We start from the raw sequence: 2,623 nt of genomic DNA, 5'->3' as shown, positions 1-2,623 counted from the left end.
ACCGAGGGCTGGTTAACATACAATACAATGGCAAGCCCGGTGAAAAAGAACAGCAATAAAACAACCAGTGCATCCTTCTTTTTACGATTAAGATGATAGAAAGCTCCTATTAAACCTAAAATTAAAGGCAATGCATATAATGGCGTATAGGTTGTACCGTTAACCACCGATTTAGGTAAGTTTTTATCAAAAAGACCAGTTGTCCAGTTACCATCAATACCTTCAGTGTTTGTTTGCCCGTCAGCATCACTATACCGGCCTACAAAATTCCAAAAGAAATATCGCCAGTACATCTGGTACATTTGCCAGCTAAACATCCACTTCATGTTATCAGTAAAGGTTGGCACTTGTCCATCTGGAATGTGCAACCAATCTTTATAAAACTGAACGTCTTGTGGTTCGGTGCTGTACATACGCGGCAGGAAAGTCGTGTGACTGTATACACTTTCTACTTTGCGGCCTGCATTTTCATATTGTGTTTTTCCTTTACGGTAAATAATGCTGCCTTCTTTTTGATCGGTAATGGTGGCATCATAAAAAGGTCCGTTCAATAAAGGGTTTTCACCATACTGGATACGGTTTAAATAGCCGTAAAGTGTAAATGCGTTATCGGGATGAGAGTTATTCAGGTTGGTATTTGCGGTGGCCCTGATAGGAATATATGCAAAAGAACCATATCCAAAATAAATAAAAGCTATGCACAACAGTGCCAGGTTAAGTACTGGTTTCCTGGCACGAATGCTATATACTATACCGGCTACCAATACCGCAACAATTAACAATATAAAGAAAAACGCACCGGTGCCAAAGCCAAGACCAAGCGAGTTTACAAAGAACAGATCAAAATAAGCAGCAAATTTTATGGTATAGCCTCTTATACCATACTGCACTATACCCAATATAACAATACCTGCTAAGAATGCCAGGATACCATTTTTTGTATTGACCTTTTTACTCCTCCTGAAAAAGTAAACCATAGCTATTGCAGGAATAGTTAATAAGTTTAATAAATGGATACCTATGGATAGGCCCATAACATAGGCAATAAAAATCAGCCATTTATCAGAACCTTTCTCATCGGCATGGGCATCCCATTTTAAAATGGCCCAAAATACTATGGCTGTGCACATTGACGACAAAGCAAATACGATGGTTTCAACAGCCGAAAACCAAAATGTATCAGTATAAGTAAAGGCCAATGCACCAACAAGGCCAGCCCCCATAATAAGGATAAGATTTGACTGATCTACAACATCATCACGCTTATTAAGCAGCATTTTTTTAGCCAGTGCGGTTATGGTCCAAAACAGGAACATAATAGTTGCCCCGCTGGCTATTGCCGAACCCATGTTGGTATAATATGGCACTTTTGTATTATCGCCAAATGAGAGTAGCGAAAACAACTTGCCAAGCATGGCAAATACGGGGTACCCAGGTTGGTGGGCTACCTGTAAACGGTAGGCACATGAAATAAATTCGCCGCAATCCCAAAAACTTACGGATGGCTCTAAAGTTAAAATATAGGTAACAGAAGCTATAACAAAGCAAAGCCAGCCTAAAAGGTTATTGATTTTTTTGTATTGCATTTATAATATGATATAGTATGATTTTATCGCGCGGGCAAATATCAGGATTTTTATAACTTATTTAAAAAAAACAGTTTCATGCAAACAAATTTAACATTAATTAACTTTTAAGATCATTTAACATCTTATTGATCAGTAAAACCTCAGGATTATTATAACCTAAACACGTGCAACGAAATTTTTATCTTACCATAAATAATACTTACTTTGCTCCGATGCAGAAACTCTACTTTTTTCGCTTTATAAAATTATTTTTGCTAACTGGATTCATTTTATTTTCAGCGCAACTAACTAATGCACAGTCTGTTTATTTGCCCGACTCCTACCAGCTTTATCAAAAATTCAATGCAGATATTTATAGTACCAAAAGCTCATTTCATACTTCTTTGCGCCCTTTTTTAATTGATAGTTCAATAAATCGCACTTATGATTCGGTTATGAATGTTGGGGTAAGCAGCAACAATAAAAGCTGGCTAATGCGTAAATTGTTCAATGAGCATTTATTTGATGTAAAAACTAAAGATTATACTTTTTATGGTGATATCATCCTTGATCTATTAACCGGAAGGGAATTTACCGCCCATAGAACACCTAATTTAAATACACGCGGCTACCAGTTTGGTGGAACTGTAGGCACTAAATTTTCATTTTACACCAGTGGTTTTGAAAACCAAGGCACATTCCCCAATTATTATAATGATCTTGTTAATGCCAATGGTTTTGTACCAGGACAGGCTTATGCCCGGCATTATAATGGCCTGGCCCAGATTAGCCAGGATTGGTCATATGTTACTGCAACTGTCTCTTATACTCCTATAAAACAGCTTAACATTACTTTAGGGCAGGATAAAATGTTTATAGGCGATGGATATCGCTCCCTGTTGTTATCAGATTATGCAGCTAATATGCCTTTATTACGGGTTACAGCAAACTTCGGAAAGCTACAGTATATGATGGCATGGACATACCTTGAGGATATAAAAGAGAAGAAATTCGACACTTTTGGCAGTAATCGCCGTAAATGGGCGCTTTTCCAT

1 protein-coding gene and 1 pseudogene are annotated in these 2,623 nt (G+C 37.5%); one reads left to right on the top strand and one right to left on the bottom strand.

Translation table 11 applies throughout. The annotated features are described in order from the left end of the window. Window positions 1-1,586 (bottom strand): glycosyltransferase family 117 protein (locus AC1DRQ_RS30650; RefSeq protein WP_477429779.1); only part of this gene is annotated, 1,586 nt, incomplete at its 3' end. Between the two features lie 254 nt (window positions 1,587-1,840). On the opposite strand from AC1DRQ_RS30650, the pseudogene AC1DRQ_RS30645 reads away from it, so the two are divergent. After that, a pseudogene (locus AC1DRQ_RS30645) lies at window positions 1,841-2,623 on the top strand (gliding motility protein RemB); the annotation flags it as partial.

The organism is Mucilaginibacter sp. P4_E8, assembly GCF_056401495.1.
Note: the sequence above shows the minus strand (reverse complement) of the source record. Positions and strands in the feature narration are given on the sequence as shown.